Annotated in this window: 18 protein-coding genes; 2 read left to right on the forward strand and 16 right to left on the reverse strand. The window is 33.2% G+C overall.

Annotation, left to right across the window (positions count from 1 at the left end; all coding sequences use genetic code 11):
• Window positions 1-174 precede the first annotated feature (174 nt).
• On the reverse strand, window positions 175-627 hold the full coding sequence (gene bcp, locus PMI10_RS11190; protein ID WP_007807808.1) for a thioredoxin-dependent thiol peroxidase: 453 nt from the start codon (window positions 625-627) through the stop codon (window positions 175-177).
• A 259-nt stretch (window positions 628-886) separates the two neighbouring features.
• On the opposite strand from bcp, the gene nth reads away from it, so the two are divergent.
• Entirely contained in the window at window positions 887-1,537 is a 651-nt protein-coding gene (gene nth / locus PMI10_RS11195; RefSeq protein WP_007807809.1) for an endonuclease III domain-containing protein, read from the forward strand.
• Window positions 1,538-1,636: 99 nt separating this feature from the next.
• Here the strand turns inward: nth and PMI10_RS11200 are convergent, their stop codons facing one another.
• From PMI10_RS11200 to PMI10_RS11235, 9 genes are all read right to left on the reverse strand, one after another.
• Window positions 1,637-2,698: a tetratricopeptide repeat protein gene (locus PMI10_RS11200; RefSeq protein ID WP_035631763.1), complete on the reverse strand. Its 1,062-nt coding sequence runs from the start codon at window positions 2,696-2,698 to the stop codon at window positions 1,637-1,639.
• 675 nt (window positions 2,699-3,373) lie between these two features.
• Complete coding sequence (locus tag PMI10_RS22215) at window positions 3,374-3,517, reverse strand: hypothetical protein (RefSeq protein WP_193361696.1); 144 nt, start codon at window positions 3,515-3,517, stop codon at window positions 3,374-3,376.
• A gap of 50 nt (window positions 3,518-3,567) precedes the next feature.
• Window positions 3,568-4,152, reverse strand: a complete 585-nt coding sequence (locus PMI10_RS11205; protein WP_007807814.1) for an RNA polymerase sigma factor — start codon at window positions 4,150-4,152, stop codon at window positions 3,568-3,570.
• A gap of 321 nt (window positions 4,153-4,473) precedes the next feature.
• Window positions 4,474-5,232, reverse strand: coding sequence for a glycoside hydrolase family 16 protein (locus PMI10_RS11210; protein ID WP_007807815.1), 759 nt, complete (start codon window positions 5,230-5,232; stop codon window positions 4,474-4,476).
• A gap of 86 nt (window positions 5,233-5,318) precedes the next feature.
• Window positions 5,319-6,974 (reverse strand): glycoside hydrolase family 16 protein, encoded by a 1,656-nt coding sequence (locus PMI10_RS11215; protein WP_007807817.1) that lies wholly within the window; start codon window positions 6,972-6,974, stop codon window positions 5,319-5,321.
• Between the two features lie 11 nt (window positions 6,975-6,985).
• On the reverse strand, window positions 6,986-8,611 hold the full coding sequence (locus PMI10_RS11220; RefSeq protein ID WP_007807819.1) for a PKD domain-containing protein: 1,626 nt from the start codon (window positions 8,609-8,611) through the stop codon (window positions 6,986-6,988).
• A gap of 11 nt (window positions 8,612-8,622) precedes the next feature.
• Window positions 8,623-10,122 carry a RagB/SusD family nutrient uptake outer membrane protein gene (locus PMI10_RS11225; RefSeq protein ID WP_007807820.1) on the reverse strand — a complete coding sequence of 500 codons (1,500 nt, stop codon included), beginning with the start codon at window positions 10,120-10,122 and terminating at the stop codon, window positions 8,623-8,625.
• A gap of 11 nt (window positions 10,123-10,133) precedes the next feature.
• Window positions 10,134-13,172, reverse strand: coding sequence for a SusC/RagA family TonB-linked outer membrane protein (locus PMI10_RS11230; protein ID WP_007807822.1), 3,039 nt, complete (start codon window positions 13,170-13,172; stop codon window positions 10,134-10,136).
• A gap of 240 nt (window positions 13,173-13,412) precedes the next feature.
• Window positions 13,413-16,202 carry a triple tyrosine motif-containing protein gene (locus tag PMI10_RS11235; protein ID WP_007807830.1) on the reverse strand — a complete coding sequence of 930 codons (2,790 nt, stop codon included), beginning with the start codon at window positions 16,200-16,202 and terminating at the stop codon, window positions 13,413-13,415.
• Between the two features lie 206 nt (window positions 16,203-16,408).
• Between PMI10_RS11235 and uvrA the strand changes: the two genes are divergently transcribed.
• Window positions 16,409-19,207 carry an excinuclease ABC subunit UvrA gene (gene uvrA, locus PMI10_RS11240; RefSeq protein ID WP_035631765.1) on the forward strand — a complete coding sequence of 933 codons (2,799 nt, stop codon included), beginning with the start codon at window positions 16,409-16,411 and terminating at the stop codon, window positions 19,205-19,207.
• A gap of 85 nt (window positions 19,208-19,292) precedes the next feature.
• On the opposite strand, the gene PMI10_RS11245 is transcribed toward uvrA, so the two are convergent.
• The 6 genes from PMI10_RS11245 to PMI10_RS11265 all read right to left on the reverse strand — a co-directional run bounded on the left by PMI10_RS11245 (window position 19,293) and on the right by PMI10_RS11265 (window position 25,830).
• Window positions 19,293-19,592 carry a hypothetical protein gene (locus PMI10_RS11245; protein WP_007807834.1) on the reverse strand — a complete coding sequence of 100 codons (300 nt, stop codon included), beginning with the start codon at window positions 19,590-19,592 and terminating at the stop codon, window positions 19,293-19,295.
• Window positions 19,593-19,899: 307 nt separating this feature from the next.
• Window positions 19,900-21,369 (reverse strand): lipopolysaccharide biosynthesis protein, encoded by a 1,470-nt coding sequence (locus tag PMI10_RS11250; RefSeq protein WP_007807837.1) that lies wholly within the window; start codon window positions 21,367-21,369, stop codon window positions 19,900-19,902.
• A gap of 38 nt (window positions 21,370-21,407) precedes the next feature.
• Window positions 21,408-22,697: a glycosyltransferase family 4 protein gene (locus tag PMI10_RS11255; RefSeq protein WP_007807839.1), complete on the reverse strand. Its 1,290-nt coding sequence runs from the start codon at window positions 22,695-22,697 to the stop codon at window positions 21,408-21,410.
• A 31-nt stretch (window positions 22,698-22,728) separates the two neighbouring features.
• Window positions 22,729-23,193: a hypothetical protein gene (locus PMI10_RS11260; RefSeq protein WP_007807841.1), complete on the reverse strand. Its 465-nt coding sequence runs from the start codon at window positions 23,191-23,193 to the stop codon at window positions 22,729-22,731.
• A complete protein-coding gene (locus PMI10_RS22075; protein ID WP_007807850.1) occupies window positions 23,193-23,357 on the reverse strand; it encodes a hypothetical protein in 165 nt (54 codons plus the stop codon). The genes PMI10_RS11260 and PMI10_RS22075 overlap by 1 nt, the downstream gene beginning before the upstream one ends.
• 40 nt (window positions 23,358-23,397) lie before the next feature.
• Window positions 23,398-25,830 carry a YfhO family protein gene (locus tag PMI10_RS11265; protein WP_007807852.1) on the reverse strand — a complete coding sequence of 811 codons (2,433 nt, stop codon included), beginning with the start codon at window positions 25,828-25,830 and terminating at the stop codon, window positions 23,398-23,400.
• Between the last annotated feature and the right edge of the window lie 12 nt (window positions 25,831-25,842).

The following is a 25,842-nucleotide window of genomic DNA, read 5'->3' on the forward strand; positions in this document are numbered from 1 at the left end:
AGTCCATTCGGCTTCGCTCAGGATAAACTTAGTTGAAGGCTTGTCAATTGGAAAGGGCTTCAACTCCGCTCAACCTGACACTATCTTTAATTACACCAAACGTGTTAACATTATTTGTTTAATAATAAATAAAAAATGCCCTTTTCGAAAGGGCATTTTTTTGAACAATGATTTTTATTTTAAAATTTGAGCAGCATGTTCTTTCGTTTTAACCTGCGAAATAACCTCATCAATTATTCCTTTTTCGTCAATTACAAAAGTAGTTCTGTGGATTCCGTCGTATTCTCTTCCCATGAATTTCTTTGGTCCCCAAACGCCAAATGCATTGATTACTGATTTGTCTTCGTCAGCCAATAACGGAAAAGGGAATTCGTATTTATCCTTGAATTTTTCCTGTGCTTTTTGACTGTCGGCACTTACGCCCAAAAGTTCATAATTATTTGCTTTAAAACGTTCAAAATTATCTCTTAAATCACAAGCCTCAGCAGTACAACCAGGAGTACTCGCTTTTGGGTAAAAGAAAACTACTAATTTTTTTCCGGCATAATCTGCCAGTTTATGTGTTTTTCCGTCCTGATCAGTTCCTGAAAAATTTGGGGCTTTATCCCCTTTTTGTAATGTTGTCATATTTTTATTTTAGATTGTTGACTTTAGATTTTAGATTTCTACCACTATCGTTAATTTGAAAATGGCAGGTGTTTTGCCCCGGGTTGCAGTGAAAACCCCGGAGTTATGGGAGTTTACATTTTTTGCATTGGCAAAGCGACCAGCGGAAGCTCTTGCAAATGCTTAAAAATGTTACTGACAGAACGAGGAGTTGCAACGGAAAACCGGATTAGGCACATGATGAAAATTATACTATTTTTACGTCATTAAAAATACGGAAATGAATAAAGAAGCACGCGTACAATTTGTTATAAATACGTTAAAAGAACTCTACCCTACTATCCCTGTACCGCTTGACCACAAAGATCCTTATACATTATTGATAGCGGTTTTACTTTCGGCACAATGTACGGATGTGCGTGTGAATCAAATTACGCCATTGCTTTTTGCAAAGGCTGATAATCCGTATGATATGATTAAAATGTCAGTAGAAGAGATCAAGGAAATTATCCGTCCCTGCGGATTATCACCAATGAAATCGAAAGGTATTCATGGTTTGTCACACATTTTGATTGACAAACATGACGGAAAAGTTCCACAGAGTTTTGAGGCTCTTGAAGAATTGCCTGCCGTTGGTCATAAAACAGCCAGCGTTGTTATGTCACAAGCTTTCGGAGTTCCTGCTTTCCCTGTTGATACGCATATCCATAGATTGATGTACAGATGGAATCTTTCGAACGGAAAAAATGTAGTGCAGACAGAAAAAGATGCTAAAAGATTATTTCCAAGAGATTTATGGAATGATTTGCATCTTCAGATTATTTGGTATGGACGTGAGTACTCACCTGCACGTGGCTGGAGTCTGGAAAAAGATATCATTACGAGAACTATTGGGAAAAAATCTATTATCGATGAGATGACTAAAGTTTAGAATTCAGTTTTAGTCCATAAAGTTTTAAAAGTTGCTAAAATTCTCTTAGAACTCCAGCAACTTTTAAATCTAACAAATTTGAACTTTTGTACCTGACAGCTACATCCCCGCTTTTAAAGAATTATACTCATTTGTCATATCAAGAGCTCTGTAAACTCCTAAAAGTGTTTTCTTTACATCGATACTTTTAGGATCAATGACAAGTGCTTTTTTAAGATATGGAATTGCACTTCTGACGATATCATCTTTCTGGGCATTTAATTTATCATATTCCAGCATTTCTTTTTTGGAATTTCCTAAAGCATCCATCTTATCAACTAAGGTTTTTTTAGATTGTAACTTTATATAAGCAAGATTAATATAGGCATCTATAAAATTAGGATCTATTTCTAAAACATTATTATAAGCAATTTCAGATTTAGCTAAATCATCTTTTTCAAGATAAGCATACGCTAAATGCCTTGCAATATCAAACTTTTTAGAAGGAACAAACTCATTTCTAGGTTTTTCGTAAAGTCCTGCCTGAATAAACGATTCTCTTGCTTTTGGTGAAATAAAAGCATCTTCTTCTTTTGTTTTTATGTTAGTAGCGTAATAAATAGTACCTTTTCCTGAATACTTAATTTTTTTTAGTTCTTCCAAATATCGAATTGCCAAATCGTAATCTTTTGCATTCATATATGAAGCTGCAGCATTAAAGAGGTTCAGTGTATCTTTTTTATCAAACAAATAAACTTTATAGCTCTTTTCTCCGCTTTCCTTGAAATTACCTGCTTTAAAATCACTCATGGCACCATTAACAAGCTTAGATTTCATATCTTTTAATGCCAAAGTAGCTTTTACGGAAAATTTATATTTACCGGATTCGTTTTCATATAAAACTACATCCTGATAAGACTCGGAGGCGAGCGTAAAATTATTAGCTGCATCTATATTTTTGATAGCTAAATCCTTTAATACATTTCCTTTCAAAAAGTAAAATTCTGATTTCTCTTCATCCGGTGCATTAAGAATAAGATATTCTGTCTTTTTTAAAATCCCTATTGCCTCTTCAGGTTTTCCTTTTTCAAAAAGAGTCTGGGCGTCTTTTATTTGACTCTTTTGAGAATATACTCCAACATTTATCAATACTATTGATAACATTATAAATTTTATTTTCATGTTTAGATTAGTTTGATTGTTAAAATAGATTTTTGGTTTTTTATTTTATGTGCATTCTCTTAGCAGAAATACAAAGACTTAAAAGTAATTTTCAATATTTTTTTAATGAAAAATCTTTCTATGTCTTATAACTTTTTTAATAAAATTGCACCATACTTTCAAATCTTTTTAGATTTAAAAGCTCATCAAACTGAATAATTAATTAGTGTAGTTTTTTATCATATTAAATAATTTTTATGGGGTTAAACGCATCTCTCCTTCTTGACATTGTAAATAAAAAAAGCTTTTTAACAGTATTTAAATTATAAATGTTTTTTTACTTATTATTTTTTACAAACTATTTATTTTTTATCTAAAATAAAATTAAAAATTGAATACACAAATAAAAAAGAAGCAATTTTTTATCTAAATCGTTATATTAAAATAAAATAAATATTAACTTACAAATATTGCAATTTTACAACATTATCGACTACAGAATTATTATGCCAACATATAAATAAATCCTTAAACTTAAAATCCAATATTTTTTAAATCAGAATATTAAGGCATTATTTTTAAGTTTTTAAACAAAAAAAACTCACTATCAGTATTTTACATACGAATAGTGAGTTTTTACCAAAACGACCATTTGGTTTTCTTTGAAATAAACATCCGACAAAAGTAGTGGGCTGTTTAATTAGCTATAATCTCAAAACTTTTATTATCAATTTTCACAACTGTTAAAGCTTGTGAGTAACTTAATAAAAAAGAAACGACTTCTTTTTTAGGTTTTAGATTTTTAGAAGCTAATGCTTTTTTAGAGTAAATTTTCGCCATACTATGAAAATGTTTTATTATAGTATAACGAGCTAACATTCAAAATAGTATTAGTTGGTTAAAATAATTTGATGTTTGTCAATAATTTTTCTCAAATTCATCAAAGCATAGCGCATTCTGCCTAATGCAGTATTAATACTAACCCCTGTAAGTTCTGAAATTTCCTTGAAACTCATATCCTGATACATACGCATCACCAAAACTTCTTTTTGATCATTAGGAAGTTCTTCAATTAATTTTTTAAGATCAACTTCAACCTGATCTACAATCATTTTACCTTCGATAGTCAGGGAATCATCAGACATAATCGAAAAAATCGAAAATTCTTCTGTTTCTCTGTACATTGGCATTTTTTTGGTTTTACGAAAATGATCCACAATCAGATTGTGAGAAATACGCATAACCCAAGGTAAAAATTTGCCTTCTTCATTATAAGAATTATTTTTTAAAGTCTTGATTACTTTAATAAAGGTATCCTGAAAAATATCATTTGAAATGTCTCTGTCTGCAATTTTTGAATATATAAATCCGTATATTTTAGACTCATGTCTTTTTATTAATGTCGACAAAGCTTTTTCGTTGCCTTCGACATAATTTTTAACCAATAGAGAGTCTGGAATATGTAAATCAGCCATAATACTTACTTTTTTAGTTTTTGTTTAAATCTGGGTAATTTTTCTAAAAAGTAATTTTATTGTATAGGCTTTTCTTTTTTTTTTAGGTTATGTTAAAAACGTCTCCAAATTTAACAAATAATTATTTTAAAATGCAAATGAATAGGAAACAATTAATAATAAAATAGCAAATAATTTAAATTAAAATTAACCTTTGGTTAAAAAGTGCTTAAAAACATCAAATAATTAAAATGTTTTAACAATTAAAAAACAAACACAACTCATTATAAACCATTCATTACAAATAAGTTGTGTTTGTTTTTTTAATACTATTTGTAGTATTTATTGATAAGCACGAATATAGTCAATATAAAATTTTTGAGGTAAAATAGTATCATCAACATCCGGACCTCCAAAATTCCCTCCTATTGCTAAATTTACAATAATATAAAAAGGTTTATCGAACGGCCACGTATCTTCATTTTTAACGATAGGATCAAAAGTATAAACCAAAGCAGTATCTACGAAAAAGTCAATTTTTTCTTTACTCCACTCAATTGCATATACATGAAAACCTTCTTCTATAGCAGGAAATGCAGTTTTTTTTGTGTTGATGGAGTTTCCATGGCTATCCTGAGTATGCAGGGTTGTATAAACCATATGTGGATCTCTGCCTATATATTCCAGAATATCTATTTCTCCTGTTTTTGGCCATTTCACCTCATCTATATTGGCTCCCAACATCCAAAATGCAGGCCATAAGCCATGTCCAACAGGCAGTTTGGCCCTGGCTTCAATTCGTCCGTACAAAAATTCCTTTTTACCTTTTGTTGTAATTTTTGTTGAAGTATATTTTTCGCCTTCTTTTCTGCCTTCGATAATTAAATTACCGTCTTTAATCCTATGATTATTTTTAGTATAAAGCTGTCTTTCATTATTTCCCCAACCACAAAGATTTGGGCAGCCATCACCTAGTTCGAAATTCCAGACAGATTCGTTTAAGTTCTTTTTACTAAAATTTTCTTCCCAAATGAGTTTTCTTTTTGTTTGTTGTCCCAGACAAAAACTGCTTATCATAAATAGTAATACTACTTTTTTCATGCTAATTTTTTTTTTAAAATTTCTAAAATTAAGAAGGTCAGCCTGAAACTGACCTTCTCATTTCATTCTTATTAATTAATTTATATTTATTGATAAACTCTCACATAATCAATCTCCATAGAAGATTGTGTAAAAGCAGGATCAATGTTGCCACCGAAAGTACCTCCCATCGCTACATTCAAAATCAGGAAAAAGCTTTTATTGAAAGGCAAAGAAGCATCATTAGGAACAGAATGAATTAATTGATCATCTACATAAATTTTTACTGATGACGGACTCCAAATCGTTTTATACACATGGAATTCTGTTGAAACATTTGCAATTGTTTTAGAACCTGAATTACCATTCCCTCCTGAATGCCCGGGGTAATGAAGTGTACCCAGAATAACATTCTGATTATTGCCAACGTGCTCCATAATATCAATCTCTCCGCAGGCAGGCCATGCATTTGTTGCATAATTTTGTCCTAACATCCAAATTGCCGGCCAGGTTCCGCCACCTATTGGCAATTTTGCACGTACCTCAACTTTTCCGTAAGTAAATGCATATTTACCATCAGATTTTAATCTTGCCGAAGAATAATCAGAACCTCCTGAGGCTTCTTTTTTAGCAGTAATTTTTAAATTTCCTCCTTGTACAATTACATTTGCTGCGGCATTGGTATAGTTTTGTTTTTCATTATTGCCAAAACCTCCGTTTCCTAAATCATACCCCCATTTGGCAGCATCCGGCGCTCCATCTGTATTAAATTCATCCGACCATACTAAATTTGTGTAATCTGTTACCGGATTCTGAACAGGCGGCGTTGTGGTAAAAGTATGGTACCAGGCTAATGCCGGATTCCCTCCCATTACGGCCCTGACTGTCATTCTGTTTGCTGTAATCGATAAAATCTCATAAGAAGTCTGACCAATATAGTACCCCATAAATCCACCGTTGGAGAAATTCATAGTTGTCCCTCTTGTTTGCGTTGCATGATTTGGGTTTGACATGACTACAGATTCTGAAGGACTTAAAGAAACTGTTTTTACGCCACTTGCATCATAAGCCAAACATGCATCATCCGGAGAGCTGCCTCCTGCTACACTTGCAAAAGCAGCATTAAAGAACGTAGACCCGCCATTATCCAATTCAAATTTTAACTGCTCTCCATCAAGAGAGAAAGTCAGCACATTTTCATATAAGCAGCTGCTGGCTGGTGAACCTGCTTTCTCAAAAGCGGCAGCCTGATAATAATTTGCATAATAATTTTTAGTGGCATCACCATCATTTTGACCGACACCCAAATGTCCGGGTTCTGAAGCTGACCAATACCATTTTTTAGAAGTTCCTCCTGTTAAAAACTGAACAGCCTCCGGATCACTGAAATCACTTAAAACCTCTACTTCAATTGTAGCATTGGTCGCAATTCCTCCTTTTCCGTAAGCAATAGCTGTTACAGTATAAGTATTGACAGCTGTTTTGGTAAATCGTTTATCGAATTTTCCGTTTGGGGAATTTTCCGAAGTTCCATCACTAAATACAAATTTGTATGAAATCGCATTATCTGCTTTCACTACAAGTTTTACTGTTCCTGAACCATCGCCATAAGGAGTACTGGCAGTTTTTCCAACAATTTCAGCCGTAATCTGAATATTTGTCGGGGCAGTTATGTCTCCAAAAGTAAAATCATCTTTTTGGCAGCTTGCCATCAAAAGAATCGTAAATAAGGATACTATCTTTATAATTATTTTTTTGTTCATGATTTCTTTTTTTAATTGGATTGTTTAATATCATCAAAGTAATAGATTGCCCCTGCTCCCATTTGTCCAAAGTCCGGGAATAAAATTACTCTGTCATATTTATTAGCAGTACTAAAACCGGCTGCACTTGTAAGATCAAAAGTCAATACCTGCCAGGCATTAGCCACGGTTGTTGTCGCATGTACTTCTATAAAAACTGTTGGATTACCATTTCCATCTTTTGGAGATGTTGATACTTCCATTTTGTATAAGATGTCAGCCCCAACTTTTGGGGACCAGGCATTTACTTTTACAGTTGTTCCTTTCGTATAATCAATTGTTTTTTCTAAATTCAGACTTGCTCCGGCCCAAACCTGTGCCCCTGAAGTTTTTTCGATTTTAACAACTTTATTAGACATATTAGCTCCGGATTTATCCGGATTTGTTACAACTACAACCGGAATAGGTCCAAAACCTGCATCCCCAAAACCACTCCAGGTATAAGTTAAGGCAGCAGATTCAAAATCAAGAGGTAATTCAATTGACTGAGCCGGGGTTTTATAGAAATAGATATTATCGACAAAGACAGTCCCTCCGGCCCAAGGAGTTCCGACAAGCTTTAATTGAAAAATATCAGCAACCGTTAATCCCTGACTGGTAAATGCCGAAATCGGAATGTCTATACTTGTCCATTGATTGGCTACAAGATCTTTTACGACAGGTTTTTCTCCATTAGTTTTACTGATCAGAGAAGTTTCAATTTTCTGTAAATCAGCAGTCCAAACATCCATATGAAGATATTCCATGCCAGAAACGTCTATTGTTACATTATCTGCCAATGCAATTCCCTGATAGCTTAATTTAATATAATTCAGCATTTTATCGCCATTCAAATCAAACTCTGTCCAACTGCTTCCTTGTCCGGCCTGACCCCAATCCGGGAAATAATTAGTTCCTGCTACATTGGTATATTTAGATCCATAAATAGAAATTACATCTCCGGCCTGTCTGTTTGGTGGTGTCGGTGCTGATGCTGTTGGATTGAGAACAAGTTTTGCCGTAACTTCTGTTGTATATTCGGTTGTTTTAATCGCGGCGCTTTTTGAAACTACACGAATGGTATAAACTCCTGCTTCTTTATAGGTATATGAAACCGGTTCTCCATTGTTTGCCGAAACAGGATCGGGTTTTCCGGCCTCTCCAAAATACACATCATAAAACAATGCAAAATCAGCAGTTGCAATAACTGTTATTTTTTTGGATACTGATAAATCATTTGTAATAACTACTTCTAAATTTTCAGGGGCCCTAAAAGAAACTATAACTTCTTTGTCTGCCTCAGTTGTTTTTCCGTTGATACCCATCGCAATAATCTTCGTATGGTACACTCCTTCCGCATAAGTATGTGTAACAGTTGCACCCGGTGACAAATAATCGGATTCTGCACTGCCGTCACCAAAATTAATTTTATACTGTGTTGCGCCTTCGCCTTTAGGCAAAAAAGTAACCTTTCCTGTATTATCCTGTGTAACAGTTGTCAGTGCTGAAATGTTGGCCGGTGGAGCTACATTATCCAAATCAATATCGAGGCCATCGTTTGAACAAGCTATCAGCATTGCCAAAACGAACAGATTTATAATAAAATATATTTTTTTCATAATTGATGTTTTTAATATCCTGGATTTTGTTGCCAGTTTCCGTTAGCAAATTGAATTTCTTCGATTGGAAGTGGAAATAATTCGTTTTTATTGGCTTTAAAACCAGGTATTGTTCCTACTGCTTTTCCTGTTCTCACCAAATCAAAGAAACGATGTCCTTCACCAAAAAGCTCTAATCTTCTTTCGGCTAAAATAAAATCAGTAAGTGCCGCTCCGGAAGCTGAAATATCATGATTATTGTCTCCAAAAGCACGTCTTCTGACCTGATTGAGATATCCTCTCGCCTTACCATCATCAATCCCTCCTCTATTATAAGCTTCTGCTGCCATTAGAAGTACATCAGCATAACGTATCGCTCTGTAATTATTTGGGTTTGTTAAATTCAAATCGCCCTGAGCATTGCTGCTTCTTTTTCTTGGTAAATATTTTCGGTTAAAGAAGCCTGTGTCTTCATTTCCTTTTCCAAATTTAATTCCATTACCATTGTCATAATTTGCATTAGCCAAAGCCCATGCATTAATATCCAAAATGGCTACATCCTTACGTTTATCACCAACTTCAAAAGCATCGGCACTTTCCTGGGTTGGAATATTAAAACTGAAACCGGATGTAAACTGAGGCCCGTCATAATTACGTATTCCGCTGAAACCTACGGCAACGTTTCCTTCACTACATTGCAGGCATCCAAATCCAGCACCTTCAACATCTGTATATTGTACTTCAAAAACTGATTCTGTTCCGTTTTCTCCATCCAATTCAAATAATGCATTATAATCTGTTTGTAAAGAATATGGTGAGGTACTTATTAAACTCTCAAATGTTGCAGCAGCTTGTGTAAATTTATTTTGATACAAATATGCTTTTCCTAATAATGCCTGAGCGGCACCTTTTGTAACTCTTCCTTTTTGTGCGGCAGTGGGAGATAAATTTTCTGCCGCAAAAATTAAATCAGCTTCAATAGAAGTATAAACCTCTTCGACTGATGAGCGCGGAATTGTTTTTTCGTCTCCAATTTTAAATCTGGCATCGCCTTTCATCGGAATACCACCAAACCATTTTACTAATTCAAATTGGTAGTAAGCCCTAAGAAAACGTGTTTCGGCTATAAGTTGTGTTTTTCCTTCAAAATCGGTTTTATTTTGAAATTCAAGAATATAATTGGCTCTTTGAACTCCGGCAAACATCCAGTTCCAGATATCTCTCAGATTACTGTTTACCGGAGTATGAATCATATCGTCTATTTGCTGAAAACCAATAACGTCTGTAGGGCTTTCTCCTCCGCAAAGTGTATTATCTGAAGCTATTTCGCCCAACAAAACATTTACATAAGAAGATTGAAGCAAGTCGTAAGCTGCAATCAAAGCATTATCATAATCTGTTTTAGAATTAAAATAGTTCTCGGAGTCGATAGAGTATGCCGGAGCAGGGTCAACAAATTCATCCGAACAAGAAGTCGTTACGATCGAAAGGAATGTTATTGCTGCTAAAGTTGTAAAAATATATTTTTTCATTTTAATTGAAATTAAAAATTAATGTTTAAGCCCAATAAATAGGTTCTTGGCACTGGATAGAATCCATAATCAATTCCTCCTCCAATTGGGGCTCCATTTGAAGCTCCCGGATCAAAACCTTTGTATTTTGTAAAGGTGTACAGATTATTTACACCTGCATAAAGTCTTAATTTCGAGATTCCTGCTTTCTGAGATACATTGGAGTTTAATGTATAGCCTAATTGTACATTCTGAATTCTTATATACGAAGCATCTTCTATAAAGTACTCTGAGAAAACATTGTTTGCAGTTGCACCGGTTGTTACTCTTGGTGTAGAATTACTTGTTCCTTCTCCCGTCCATCTGTCTAAAACATAATTTAAGCGATTAGCATCTGAAAGTGTTCTTTCGTAGTTACGAACCATATCGTTCCCAACAGAGGCAAAGGTGAAAACAGCAAAATCCAGATTTTTATAATTCATTTGTAAATTGAATCCCATTGTCGCATCCGGAATTGGGTCTCCAATATTTGTTTTATCCTTAGTATCAATTACACCATCGCCATTTACATCTACGTAACGAATATCGCCCGGTGCAGCATTTGCCCCTAAAGCTAATTGAGAAGGATGTGCATCAATTTCGGTTTGGTTTTGAAAAATCCCCTCAGTTTTATATCCATAAAAATATCCGATTGGTTTTCCAACTTCCATACGTGAAGGCGCAGGCTGTCCTACTCCAAAAGCACCTCCTTCAATAAAACCTGTTCCGTTATTTACTTCCAGCACTTCATTTTTAAGAAAAGTCACATTGTAACCTGCACTCATTGAAAATGAATCAGAGAATTTTTCTTTATAATCGATTGAGAATTCAAATCCGGAATTTCTAACTGTCCCGGCATTCAAAGTAGGAGAACTTGCTCCCGGTGCTCCTGTACCGTTAATTCCTGAAACCGGAATATTTGGGATTAATAAATCTTTTCTGGTATCAATAAAATAATCTGCTACAAGAGCTATTTTATTGTTTAATAATTTTATATCCAAACCAACATCAAACTTCCTTGCTTCTTCCCATTTTAAGTCGGGATTTGGAACTTGTCCTGTTGCTGTTCCATTAGCCAGAGTGCCATCAAAAACATAAGTCGCTTCACCGGTAAGAAGTCCGATATAACCATAATTCGGAATCTGGTCATTTCCTAAAGTACCGTAACTGGCTCTCAATTTTAAGAAATTCAGAAATTTAGGTTCTCCAAAGAAACCTTCATCAGAAACAACCCAGCCTCCTGTAAAAGAAGGAAAATAACCTACCTTGTTTCCTGGTCCGAATTTAGTCGAAGCATCACGCCTGATCATTGCAGAAAACAAATATTTCCCTTTGTAATCGTATTGTAATCTTCCAAAATACGAAAGCCTTCTCTGGTCATAAACATACGAGCTGTTTGTGAGCGTTTCCGAAATGCCTTTAGTTAAGGAGATATCTGCAAAATCCCATGAGTTATTGGGAACATCAAAACCAGTTGCGAAAAGTCCGTTGCCCCATTCTTTAAAGATTGTTGTACCAACAGTTCCTGTAATGTTATGATTTTCAGCAATTTTTGTATTGTATGTTCCAAAAAGATCAAATGAATAGTTATTATCATTTACAGCTCCCTGAGTAACAGAGCTTCTTTGCACATCAAATACTTTTCCGCCGTAGCTAATTTGTTTTGCAAATGTTTTTGATTCACTGTTTGATGTATTAAAACCAATTGCACCTGACAATGTAAATCCTTTGAAAATTTTATAATCCAATCCAAAATTCCCGTTTAATTTTTTATAATTATAATCATTATACGTATTTGCGATTTGTGCTAACGGGTTTATAATTTCTGTGCCTAATCCTGTAGTACCTGGCACTAAAGTAAAATCGCCATTTGCATTGTAGGGACTAAGTGTTGCAGGAACATTCAAAGCATTAAACAAAACAGATCCAAGGCCATTTTCATTCAATGTGTTTCTTGTGAAATACGTATAAATAACATTCGTTTTTAATTTAAATTTATCGCTTAAATCAGCTCCAAATCCAATTCTGGCCGTATTTCTCAGGAAGCCTGATTTACCTCCGCCAACAATTCCTTCCTGATCTAAATGTGAACCGCTTATAGAATAGGTAATTTTTTCTGAACCTCCTGAAATAGTTAAATCATTATTAATAATGGGAACCCCTTTCATGAAAACTTCATCCTGCCAATCAGTACCTTTTCCTAATCCGCTAACATTTGGATAAGGAAGTGCTTTACCGCCGTTAGCATAACTTTCATTTAATAAAAGTGCATATTCTGTAGCGTTTAGAGTTGGCAGCTTTCTGGAGGTTTCCTGAAAACCTGTATAACTGTTAAAAGAAACTCTTGTTTTTGAATTCTTTTTCCCCATTTTGGTAGTAACCAAAATAATTCCGTTTGCTCCAATTGTACCATAAATAGCGGCTTGAGCATCTTTTAAAACAGTAATAGTCTCAATATCATTCGGACTTAATAAACCTAAATCTCCCACATAACCATCAATGATTACTGTTGGCCTATTTTCTCCGTTGGTAGCAATACCACGTATGCGAATATCCAGCGGAGCACCCGGAGCACCGGATTGAGTAGTTACATTTACACCGGAAATAGTACCCTGTAATGCCTGCTCAATTCTTGCCGGTTTTAAAACATCCAGTGTTTTGCTGTCAAGAACTGCTACGGCACCTGTAACTTCTCTCTTTTTTTGGCTTCCGTAACCAATCACAACAACTTCATCCAATGATTTGGTATCATCGCTCATTTTTACAGTAATCTTGTTGCCGGAAACTGCAACTTCCTGTGTTCTAAAGCCAATGTAACTTAAAACAATTGTAGTTCCTTTTGGAACTCCGGATAGTTTAAAAGATCCATCAAAATCTGTGGTTGTACTTTGCGATGAACTTTTAACCTTAACATTCACTCCGGGCAATGATAAGCCTGAAGCATCGAGTACTGTTCCTGTTACATCAATGTTCTGCGAAAATGCAAAAGATGTAAACAGTAACAATACCATTAGTAATAATTTAGATTTCATAATTAGTTAGTTTTTATTGATGCTAAATTTATCTTATCCTTTTAAGAATAAATCAAAATTAACCTCAACAAAAAACATACATCATAAAAAAACACAACTTAATTTTAATATATCACAAAATACTCTCTGTTTTATAACCAATAGAGAATGTTAATTTTGTTAACGTTTTAAGTGTTAAAAACACAATAAAACGTTAATGTTGTGGTAATGTATAGGTGTTTTGAGATGATTTATATTCTACTATACAGCCAGAATATATTCTACTAAACCAATTTCGTGCTGCAAATCCATTTTTTTGCGTAAACGATACCTTTTTATCTCAACACTTCGGACAGAAATATTGAATAGCGGAGCGATTTCTTTTGAGGAAAGATTTAATCGCAAATAGGCACAAAGCCTTAAATCGTTTGGAGTTAAGAGAGGATGAAGTTGCTTGATTCTTTTAAGAAAATCTTTATCGGCACTATCAAAAGCTTCTTTAAAGATTTTCCATGAATCTTCTTCTGTAATGTTATTGTTTATGGTTCTGATAACTGATTTAATATTTTTATTATCATCCTGGGTTGTTTTCTTTAAATCTTCTTTTATAAAAGCCAAAAGCTCGTTTTTACTGTTTAAACTCATTGTCGAAACTGCCAGCTCCCTGTTTTTATTATCTACATCCTGCGACAATTGCTCATTTCTTAGTTTCATAAGCTGCTGTTCATTTTCAAGCTCCTTAATTTCTAATAAAAGATTATTTTCTTCAATCAATTTCTCTTTTTGCTTCTGATAAAAATTACGATATGCCTTGTTTATAAAATATGCCAGCACAAGCATCATAAGGAAATAAATAAAACAGGCCAGGTTTGTCAGGTACCATGGTTTTAAAACAACAAATGTATAGACAGCTGTATTTTGCAAAATGGTATTAGCAAATTTTGCCCTTACTTTGAATGTATATTTCCCCGGTGATAAATTTTTAAAATTCACAGAAGATTTCGTACTCCACTCACTCCAGTCGTTCTGAAACCCTTCTAAAAGATATTGATATTCAGTGTTGATATATTTATTGTATTCCGGAACTGTATAATTTAAAGTGATATTATTTTCATTTGATTTAAAACGCCCTTCCTGATTTAATATAACATCTTTTAAGGTTTGGTTTTGCTTATTTATTGAAATTTCCGAAATAGAAACTGTATAGTTTTTAAAACTTAAATCATCAATATCAAGAATATAATATCCGTCTGTAGTTCCGATTAAATAGGTTGATTTTGAAATTTGAGTAATATTCTCAAAACCCAGCATCGAATTGGTCAATGAAGACGGAATCGGAATCACATTTTGTTTCAGTTGGTTGCTAAGTTTACTTGCAGAAAAATAATGGATATAATTTTTAGAAAAAAGCCATATTTTATTAGAATCATCTACAATTAACTTACCCGAAGTATATTCATCTTTCTCGAAAATAGAGCTTAGTAACTTATCTTTTTCAAATTGTTTTGTTTTCGGGTTTAGTTTAAAAATCCCTTCTTTGTAAGCGTAATAAATCGAATTATTAAATTTTGTCAGACTCGCATTCTTTCCTTTTTTTGGAGAAGAATAAGCATAGAAATCTTTTGCTTTTAAAAGACTTTTATCCAGTTGAAATCTAAAAATACCTTTGTATTCATGACTAACATACACATCTAAATTATTGGCAATTTCAAAATAACGTGCAGAATAATCAAAACCCTGTATTTTATTTTTAAACTTCCATTGATTATTTACTTTTTCTAAAACCGAAATTCCGTAATAATTCCCCTGAATCAATTGATTTTTTGTATTTGGAACAGGTTCAAACTTCCAGCTTCCTGAACCTGAAAAAATACTTCTTGCCGATGCATTATCTACAATAAAAGTTCCCGAATCATGACCGCAAAAAAGCGTATTATCATAAGCAAATAAAGACCAAACCTGTCCTTTTGTTCCGCTTATAAATTGAAATTCACCATTACTCTGATACTTTTTACAAAATAATCCCTGATTCGTTCCTACATACAACATTCCATTATACACAATAGAAGCATATACAGTTCCTAAAACTCCTGTATCGTCAGTAAAACTATGTACAGGCGTCTGCAGATTGATGCAATTGATCCCGTTATCAAGACCAACCCACACATTTTGATCTTTATCTTCAAACAAAGACAAAACTGTATTATTGCTCAAGCCTTTACTTTGTGAAATATGGTATCTAAGTTTTCCTGTACCTGACAAAATAAAAACACCATTAGAAACTGTTCCTAATGCATAACTCCCATCCTGAAGGTGCTGGCTGCTATAGACAAAACCCGATTTTAATTCTGAATCAACATCAGTTTTAAAAGGTGATAAAGATGTCCCTGTCAGCTTGTAAAATCCATCTATTTGAGTCTGAATCAATAAACCATCGTCGAGAGTGAAAACATTTACAATCGTATATTTTTTTAAAATAGGATTATCCGAAATCAGTTTGCCCTTTCCGCCTTCAATTTCAAAAAGTCCTTCATTTATAGTCTGATAATAAATAGAAGTTTTAGTACTAAACGATTTTACAACACCATTTTTAGGCAAAATAATTTTAAACGTTTTCGTTTTTGTATCATAAATATAAATCCTGTTTAACGACTGAAACAAGATCCATTGATCATACTTTAGAATATTCCAAAACTGTTCATCGTCAAGTATTTTATTTTTAATGGAGTCACTAAGAGACGTATATTTAAGTTTTCCGTTTGATTGTCTTGTCCAGTAACCAAAATTCATGTAGCAGCCTGTGTAAATCTTATCATCAATTACTTTCACAGATCGCATTATTGTTTCATTAGGAGTCGGATACAATTGCCAATTTGTACCATTATATTCCAAAAGCCCTTCATTATTAGCAAAATATAAATAATTCCGTCCATCCTGAGATATCATCCAGCTCTGGTTTCCTGCACCATAAACAGTTGATGGATATTTTACAATTGGCGGAAGTTCCTGAGAAAACAGGCTAAAATTCACCAAAATAAACAGTATATACAATTTTGATTTCAAATTGGTTGTGGTATTAATTTATTACAAAAACAGTTCTAAAATAGCTTATTTTATGTTGAAATAACAAGTTTTTATCAAAAAAAACAGCAATCCAAAAAACATGGCAATTTTGGAACAATTAGTTAAAATTTGGAACAATCTCCTTAACGAAACTAAATTCAAAATTGATTACTTTTGTAGAAATTGACTTTTTTATGCAAATTGATCTTTCTACACTCGACCCAAAACATAATATTATCATTAAAGGCGCGCAGGTACATAATTTAAAAAATGTAGATGTTGCTATTCCCAGAAATAAACTTGTCGTAATTACAGGGCTTTCAGGATCAGGAAAATCGAGCCTGGCATTTGATACTTTATATGCTGAAGGACAGCGTCGTTATGTTGAAAGTTTATCATCATATGCACGTCAGTTTTTAGGACGTCTGGACAAACCTAAAGTCGAATACATCAAAGGAATTGCGCCTGCAATTGCGATTGAGCAAAAAGTAAATACGACCAATGCCCGTTCGACAGTTGGAACTTCGACTGAGATTTATGATTACATGAAACTTTTATATGCCAGAATTGGTCGTACTTATTCGCCCATTTCCGGTCAGGAAGTCAAAAAAAATACCGTTACCGATGTTGTTTCAGATGTAAAAACTCTTGAGCTTGATAGCAAATGGCTTCTTTTATCCCCTATTCATCTCGAAGAGGGCCGTCAGCTCGAAGACAAACTAAAAGTACTTTTACAGCAAGGTTTTGCCCGTATTCTCGTTAATAACGAAATGATTCGTTTGGATGAATTTGCTGGTGCAAACCTTCATCAGTTAGACAATAAAGATATACTGCTTATCATTGACAGAATCGTAGTCAAAGAAGAGGAAGAATTCTATAACCGTTTGGCCGATGCTGTACAAACTGCTTTTTTTGAAGGAAAAGGGATTTGTTACTTGCAGGAATTAAATTCGGATAAAAGATTTTCATATTCCAATAATTTTGAATTGGACGGCATTACATTTTTAGAGCCAAACGTTCATTTATTCAGTTTTAATAATCCTTATGGAGCCTGCCCTGTTTGTGAAGGCTACGGAAACATTATTGGAATTGATGCAGATCTGGTTATTCCGAATACTTCTTTATCAATTTTTGAAAGTGCTATTTATCCCTGGAGAGGAGAAAGCATGAGCTGGTACAAAGATGAGTTGGTAAAACATGCTTACAAGTTTGATTTCCCTATTCATAAACCTTTTTTTGAACTTACTGAAGATCAAAAAGACTTAGTATGGAAAGGAAATCAATATTTTCAGGGTTTGAATGATTTCTTTAAAGAACTCGAAGAAAAAAATTATAAAATTCAGAATCGTGTGATGTTGTCCCGTTATCGTGGGAAAACAAAATGTTACGCCTGCCGCGGAAAACGCTTGCGTGAAGAAGCATCGTATGTAAAAATTAATGGTAAAACGGTTTCTGATTTGGTTGATTTACCGATTAAACATTTGGTTACTTTTTTCAAAAACATAGATTTAAACGTCTATGAACAGCAAATTGCAAAGCGTTTAATGATAGAAATCAACAATCGTTTGTCATTTTTGACTGAAGTTGGTTTAGATTATCTAACCTTAAACAGAAATTCAGCAACACTTTCAGGAGGAGAATCGCAGCGTATAAACCTTGCAACTTCTTTAGGAAGCAGTTTAGTAGGATCGATGTATATTCTGGATGAGCCAAGTATTGGTTTACATCCAAAAGATTCTGAACGATTGATAAAGGTTTTGCTTTCACTTCGTGATTTGGGCAATACTGTTATCGTTGTAGAACATGACGAGGATATTATGAAAGCCGCCGATATGATTATCGATATTGGACCGGAAGCCGGTACTTTTGGAGGACATCTTGTTGCGCAGGGAACTTATGATGAAATCTTAAAATCAGAGTCTTTAACAGCGAAATATCTAAATGGTGATTTAGAAATCTCTGTTCCGAAAAAGAGAAGAAAATTCAAAAATCATATTGAAATTATTGGTGCCCGGGAAAACAACTTAAAAAATATTAATGTTACTTTTCCTTTAGATGTCTTAACTGTGGTAACAGGAGTTTCAGGAAGTGGAAAAAGTACGCTGATTAAAAAGATTTTGTTTCCGGCAATGCAAAAAAAGCTGGAAAGTGCATCCGAAAAAGCAGGTCAGTTTAGCGAAATAAACGGTTCTTTTTCTCAAATAAAACATATCGAATATGTGGATCAAAACCCGATTGGAAGAAGTTCGAGATCAAATCCTGTAACTTATATTAAAGCTTACGATGATATTCGTGATTTGTATGCAAAAGAAAAATTATCTAAAGTAAGAGGTTATCAGGCCAAACATTTTTCTTTTAATGTTGACGGAGGACGTTGCGAAACCTGTAAAGGAGAAGGCTCTATAAATGTTGAGATGGTTTTTATGGCCGATGTTTCATTGCCATGCGAAACCTGTGGCGGAAAACGCTTTAAGAAAGAAGTTTTAGAAATCGCTTTTGATAACAAAAATATCAACGATATCCTGACTATGACTATTGATGATGCTATTGCTTTTTTCGAAAAAAACAAACAGGCAAAAATTACTCAAAAACTGCAGCCGCTTCAGGATGTAGGTTTAGGATATGTACAATTAGGGCAATCTTCTTCTACCCTTTCCGGAGGTGAAGCGCAACGTATTAAACTTGCTTCATTTTTAGTAAAAGGCGCTACAAAAGATAAAGCGTTATTTGTATTTGATGAACCTACTACGGGTTTACATTTTCATGACATCAAAAAATTATTGGCTTCGTTTGATGCTTTGATAGAAAAAGGACATTCAATAATAGTAATCGAACACAATCTTGATCTTATAAAATGTGCCGACTGGATTATTGATTTAGGCCCTGAAGGCGGAGAAAACGGAGGGCATTTATTAGCTGTGGGAACTCCTGAGGAAATTGTGAAAGTGAAAAAATCCGTTACAGGAATTTATTTAAAAGAAAAACTTAACTAAAATAAATTAGCCACGAACTACTTCTTTTTTACTTAATAATTGTAATAAGAAATAATTCGTGGCTATTTTTTTAATCCTTTAATTGCTAAGCAACTAAACATCTTTCTTCAAAAGGAATACCATCTTCATCTATAGCTACTAAAATCTTTTTTTGTTTTGTTGATTCAATGGTAAGATACAACCATGCAACCGACCATAAACCTAATGTTAAACAAAAAATTATGAAATTGAATCCATGATTTACAGTTTTCCCTCCTTTTGAAAGTACAGCAAAAAGCATTTTGTCGTTACGTTCCTCAAGTACAAATCCATTATGAACCTTCTTAGAAATCATATTAGAAAATACTTGTAAACTTTCTTCTGTATTGAACTGAGTGCTTTTCATAATCATTAATTTAAATTAATCAGGCTTTACTTTGAGTATTTGGTTTTACAAAAATACAAAAACTCATTGCCTCAAACAATACCAACTTTTAGTGATTTATAAGTGATTTTTCAGCATAAAAGAGGATTCTATAATAATTTGAAAACATAAAGTTCGTTTTTACCCCATAAATTGCAAAATAAACAACTCCCTATTTATAATATTAGTAATTACTTATCAACGGGTTATAATTCTCTTTATTATTAAAAAACTAATAAATTTTATTTTTATTTAAAATTCACTTTCTGTTTTTTCCAATGAAATCATACTAAATTTTAATTCCTATTTTCTTCAAAAGTGAATCAATAACATTATTAATATCCGGTGAAATTTTAAACTTATAATTCAGGTATACATATAGAATTGTTACTAAAATTGACTTTAAAGCAATACTAATAAGTTGGTAAAAAGGAAATTCCCAGAAGTAAAATAACAAAAACAAGGCAAAGGTTAGTAAAATAGAATGTATGGTTTGGTTTGTAAATGGATATAGATGAAGTTTCTTAACCACAAATTGCAATTTAGCCAAACTATATAAGGTAATCGACAATAAAGTAGCAAAGGCCGAACCGAAAATTCCCCAAATAGGAATAAAAATCATGTTTAAAACAAAGGTTAAAAACACTAAAAGCAATCCTAAATATAAGACCATTCGGTAGTATTTGGTATTAAAAATAATGGCATTATTATTCCCTAAAATCAAATCAAAATATTTAGACAAACCAATCATAAATACAACCGGGATTCCGCCGCTGTATTCTTTAGGAACCAGTTCATATAACTGGCTGATATTTACAAAAATACAAAGCATTACAAAACCACCTACAAACTGCAGATTTATTGAGGTTTTCTTGTATAATGTATTCAGTTCGTCATGTTTGTTATCGTGCATTAATTTAGCTGTAATAGGATATACAATCTGATGCATCGCACGACTCGGAACTGAGATTACCAAAGCAATATAAGTGGCAACAGAATAATAAGCAATATTCTCAATTTTCATATACTGGTTTAGCATCAATTTATCACCGTCTAAAAGTAAATTGGCAACACTTCCTGACAGAATAATAAAAAAAGTGTATTCCATTACGCTTTTTACATTCTCCGGAATTGTGATCTGAAAATTAGGCCGTTTGATATAAAAGGCATAAAACATGGTAATTAAAAAGGCAATGAAATAAATTACTGCAGTTATGTAAACAAACTGGACTAAACTTATCCAATGAAAATACAAACCCACCAATGCAAAAGAGGAGAACAACCTAAGTCCCACTTCCTTTATAAAATTCCCAAAAACCGAATGCATATGTACTCGCGCCCAGGCATAAAAAATTTCGAAATAGGCCATACAAATTCCTATAAACGGAATTAAAAGCATAAATTCTTTTACAACAGGATTTTCTTTAGACACAAAAGCTGTAATATCATCGAAGAAAAAGATTCCGATAATTCCCAACGGAATGCACATCAATATCGGAAATAACGCCGTGAACGATAAGAATTGCTCTCTTTCTTCTTCAGTTTTGTACTGCGAATAAAATTTGACCAGTGTATTCTGCATTCCAATAGCAAACAAAGGCATGATTACATTTGCTGCAGACAGAATATAATTGGTTAATGCATAATAAGTTGCTCCCAAAAAAACAGGATACAAATAAAGTGTGTTTATAGCTCCAATTCCGAAGCCGAAATATGTAATAATAGTGTTTTTGAAAGACTGATTTAAGACAATACCCATTTTTGGAATTCTGAATTTAGATTTTAATTTTTTGCAAGCTATGATTCATTAATCAATTGCACTAATTGTTTGGTGAGGTTTTTTCTGGAATATTGTTGTAAACCAATGCCATTAGCTTGTAATTTTCCTTCCAAAAATTGATTATAAAAGTCCAAAATTACACTTTTTAGCTTCGCTTTTTCAGAATAATCAAAAAATACTCCTGTATTTGTCTGCGTGATGATATCGGCAAAGTCAGAACCCTGCGGACCTATCGCAATAATTGGACGATTTGACACCATATATTCAAATAATTTCCCCGGGATAATACTTTTAGTATCTTCAGAATTAATCTCTATCAAAAGTAAAACCTGTGATTTTTTTTGATGCGCAATTGCTTCATGATGCGAAACATATCCTAAAAGATTCAGATAATCATTTAGATTAAATTTAGCAATAGAATCAAGCACTTCCTGACTTACTGCACCAATTAATTTAATTTCCAAATGCGATTTAAAATCTGGAAATTCATTCAATAATTCAACTAAACATTCCCATAAAAACTGAGGATTCCTGTCTGATAAAAACGATCCGATATGTGCTAAAGTAAATTTGGTATCTAAAGTCTGCTTCTCTACATTCTCAATATCATAACCGTTTGTGATTACCGAAATTGGTTTATTGGTTATGGCCTGAAACTCCGTTTTGGTAGTTTTGCTCGTCACAATAATCGTATCAGCTGTATTAAGTACTTTATGTTCTAATTTTTTATGTTTTTTTGCTGCATAACCCGATAATCGCAAAGCTTTGTGATAACCGATCGTAGTCCAGGGGTCACGGAAATCAGCAAACCACTTTACATTTAACTTTTGTTTTAATTCTAAACCAATTAAATGCAGACTGTGGGGTGGTCCAGACGTAACAATAATATCAATATTATTTTCTTTAATGTATTTTTCCAAATAAGAAACTGAAGGTTTTACCCAAAAGACACGTGCATCCGGAATAAATAAATTTCCTCTGACCCAAAGAAAAGTTTTATCTAAAAAAGTCTGTTTTTTTTGATGTGGAAAAATTCCGGAACTGATTTTCTTTGTTTTATTTTTTGAAAAAACCGAAGCCAATTGATAAGGCTCCCAAATTTTATTTTTAAGAACAATTACCTTATCAGATATTTCACTAACCAAACCTTCATCAATAATTGGATAAGTTGGATTTTCAGGAACATAAACAATTGGCTGAATATCAAATTCAGGCAAATATTTTACAAATTTAAGCCAACGCTGTACACCCGGACCTCCAGCTGGTGGAAAATAGTAAGTAATTATTAAAATTTTTTTTGATTTCAAGTTTAAGAATTTAAGCCAGGTATATTTTTTTTTATTCTTTTTTGTCGTTAAGTTTATTCAATTCTTCAATATCCAGTTGATCTTTTAGTCTGTTACAAGCCTTTTTCGTTTTAATCAAACTGGTATAATCTAAAAAATAAACAGGTACTTCCTGCAAAATTACAATCGTTGCATTTTGAAATAAATTCTCGAAGTTTTCATTCTCTAAACCTTTAACCGAAGTCATCACATCTAATCTTAAATCATAAGAAATCGTAAAATCTGTAAAACCTGCAACAAATTGCATTGTTTCAATTTGAGGAAAATCACCAATTCCAATTGAAGCAAAAGACAATCGCAGATTTTTTCTATTTTCTAAAGTATCTTCTATTAGAATATCAATGTCCCCGGTATTTCGAATGTAACCATAAATATTTACTGCTAAACCACCGATAGTTAAATAACGAACATTATTTTCGTTGAATACTTTCCAAATATTTAAAATTTCTTGAAGCATTATTTTTTCTGAATAATTCTAGGAGACGTTTTTAAGGCATAAGAAAGTTCAACCAATGCCATAAAACGCTCTATTCTTTCAGAATACAACTTTTGTAAATCAGAAGTTATAGATTTTGATTCTTTATTTTGAATCGTACTTTTATTTATGCCTTTTGGTTTCATATTCAAATATACGATTTAAAAAAACATAGTATCTTTTCCTTTATTTACTATTTTCTTGCTTCTTTCTTTCAAAATAAATTCCACCAATCAATAAAAGAAGCATTCCAATTGAACTTGCTAATGTAATTGTACTTCCGGTTTTTACAATCTGAGGTTCAAACTTAAACTCAACGGTATGTTTTCCGCCTGGAATTTCCATTGCTCTCAACACATAATCTACAGGGAAATGATCTGTTAATTTACCATCAATGTAAGCATTCCAACCATCTTTATAATATATTTCAGAGAATACTGCCAAACCATCTCTTCCATTATCAGATTGATATTTAATGTAATTTGGTTTATACTCGACAACTTTAATAGTTCCAGTTGTGTCCCAGTTTTTCTTTAAACGGGCATTTTTAAATTTACCTTCATACTCATGAACATTAAATACAGCAACATTTTTAGTATCAATATGGTCTAAAGCTTTCATGACATCGTCTGGTTTATTTACAAGTTTTACTGTACTCACAAACCATGCATTTCCGTTAGCTTCAGGATTAGCAACAGGAAATTCTTTTCCTTCTTTATCTGTTTGAATTACATACTTAACATTCAACATATTAAGAACTTCAATATTTCCTTTTTGAATTTGATAATCCATTAATTGCTGCATTCTGCGTGGTCGTACAGCACTGTAACCTCCAATTGTTTTATGAAAATAAGAAGATCTTCCCTGTAGTTGTCCCTGAACGTCAAATACACGATAAATTGATTTATCTTCCAGAATTTTCGCATCTATAGGCGTTTCCTGAAATGGAGCTGCAATTTGAACCGGGCTTACAAAATCTTTAGCCGAAACATATCTTTTATCCACAAAAAACAAATCAAAAATCATCAAAATGCCAACAATAATTAAAGTTGTATTCTGTGAAAACTTGTTTTTAATAAACAACCATAAAATTCCAAATGTAACCACAATAAAAAATCCCGAGCGCAATAAATCAGCAGAATACAAACTCATTCTATCATCTTTTAAAGCATCAACAAAAGCTGGTCCGTATGTTTGCATATAATTACTATCGCTCATTCCTGTAAAGTGGAACATTCCTTTAGCAAGCACTAAAATAGCTAATACCCCAACCCCAAAAACTCCAGTTTGTATTAAGGCTTTTTGTTGTAGTTTTGGTTCGTCTTTAGCTTTAAAAAACGATTGTAAGCCCATAACAGCTAAAACAGGAATACACAATTCAAGAATAACCTGTATCGAAGAAACTGCTCTAAATTTATCGTACATTGGAACATACTCAATAAAGAAATTCGTTAAAACGGAAAAATTTTTACCCCAAGATAGCATCAAAGTAAACAATGCTCCTGCAAGAAATACATATTTTATTTTTCTTTCATCAATAAACAAAGCTAAAACAGCCAAAAAGAAAACCACAACTCCTATATAAGCAGGAGCTGAAACTATTGGCTGATCTCCCCAATAAGTTGGCATTCCCGAAACAAAGTCTTGTGCTTGATCAGAAGGGACTCCCTGCTCAATCATAAACGAATACATACGACTATCTGTACCTACATTTTCATGACTTGAACCTCCAAAAATTCTGGGTGCGATTAAATTCAAGCTTTCTGCAATTCCGTAACTGTATTCGGTTATATAATCAGTTGTCATTGCGGCCGTTGTTTCATTTTTAGATCCATCAGGATTAAAAGTCAATTCGCTTTTATCACGAATACTATATTTAGCATATTCACTAGTCGCTAATAAATTTCCAGCGTTGGCTCCAATAGCAAAAATACCTGCTATCGTCAAAGTACCAATCGAAATGAAAAGCGGCTTATATTCTTTGTCTTTAATAAAATTGAAAGCAAAATAACCTGAAAGTATCAATAAGAAAATCAGTAAGTAATACGTCATCTGAAAGTGATTTGCATTAATTTCTAACGCAACCGCAAACATGGTGAGCAAACCTCCCCAAATATATTTTTTCTGAAAAACCAGTATAAATCCTGCAATAACAAGTGGCATATAAGCAATTGCATGTGCTTTTGCATTATGACCAACTCCGAGAATAATAATAAGATACGTTGAGAATCCAAACGCAATTGCTCCGATAAATGCTTTTAAAGGATCCGTCTTCAAAACCAATAACAGCCCGTAAAATCCTAAGAAGTATAAAAATAAGTAATCCGCAGGGCGAGGTAAAAAACGTAAAACATCATCTATTTTTCCCACATAATCATTTGGATAATTAGCCCCAAGCTGGTAAGTAGGCATACCGCCAAAAGCAGAATTCGTCCAATATGGTTCTGAATGTTCTGCTGCCCTAAAATCATTTTGCTCTTTTGCCATACCGGTATATTGGGCAATATCCGACTGAAAAATTTGTTTTCCTTGTAAAACAGGATAAAAATAAATTAAAGAAACGAGAATAAAACCCAGGATAACAAGGGCATGCGGGTAGAATTTATTTATTATTTTCAATTTTGGCAGGTT

Source organism: Flavobacterium sp. CF136, assembly GCF_000282055.1.
Taxonomy (GTDB): Bacteria; Bacteroidota; Bacteroidia; order Flavobacteriales; family Flavobacteriaceae; genus Flavobacterium.